This is a genomic window from Methylobacterium thuringiense (genome assembly GCF_022179645.1).
Lineage (GTDB): Bacteria > Pseudomonadota > Alphaproteobacteria > Rhizobiales > Beijerinckiaceae > Methylobacterium > Methylobacterium thuringiense.
Window position 1 is genome coordinate 1 of the sequence record NZ_BPRA01000042.1, and the last position, 1,071, is coordinate 1,071.

General features: G+C 57.7%; 1 protein-coding gene. It reads right to left on the bottom strand.

The annotated features are described in order from the left end of the window. Positions 1-1,071: hypothetical protein (locus MFF07_RS22415; RefSeq protein WP_238232946.1), on the bottom strand; the 1,071-nt coding region annotated here is incomplete at both ends.

Genomic DNA, 1,071 nt, shown 5'->3' on the forward strand with positions numbered 1-1,071 from the left:
GTATGTCCCGGATGCGTCCTGGATGGTTTCGATGGATCCTTGCGTGAAAATCTGCTGACGCTGGGCAGCCGTGAGGGTGACGGAGCGGGCATCGATCGTGTCGTTGCCGGCCCCGCCCTGGATTTGCAGGGCGGTCCCTGCATCACCGACCCGGAAGGTGGTGCCGGTGGCATTCGTGCTGGTGACGGCAACGTTGCTGACTGGGATGCCGGCGAGGTCTGCCATCGTACCGGAATAGACAAGCGCACTGCTGCCGGAACCATTCACAGCGGTAACGCCGGCCAGTCCATCTCCAATCAGGGTGGCGCCATTGAGCTGGACTGCAACGTTATTCAGGCTGAGGTTGGATAAATTGTAAGTTGTTGGGCTCGACGCCTGAAGCACCAATTGTACGTTGGTCAGGCTGTCGCCTACGTGGAAATCATCATTGGTATCGGCCACCGCACGGATACCATAAGGTCTAGCTGATTTATTTTCAATGTTATATGAACCACTAGAAAGATTGACTGTCCTTATGCCGCTAGCACCACTATCATTATTTACGACAAGGTTAAACTGACCTGTGCCCAAATTAAATGTTGAGCGTCCGAGGCTATTGATAGTGAAATCTGCCGAGCCAGAGGACAGGTTATAGGTTGATTCGAATACGCTATCTAATCGGAAAACCGCGTCGCCTGACGACAAATTGAAAAAGCTGCCATTGGCGGCACCTTCCACCGTTGTTGCGCCAGTTGAGAAGTTCAGCGTATTTGACGACCCGCTGAGTTTTACTCGAGAGACTCCTGAGCCTAGGCCGACCGTGCCGCCCGCCTGTGCCGCGCTGAGATCGACTTCGAGCCCAGCCTCGCCCAGCGTCAGGTCGTACGAGCCGCTGCCTTGGACCTGGACGTTCTCGAAGCCGGTGAACTGGGCTAGCTGGTCGAGGTGAAAGCTGCCGCCGCCGGACAAGGTCAGCGTGTCGGTGCCGTCGCCGCCGGCCAGGCTGTCGCCCGGGTTGAGCGTGGCGCTGGTACCCGAAACGAGGTCGTCGCCCGAGGTGCCAAGCACCGTGTCCGCATCCGAGGTCAGCCG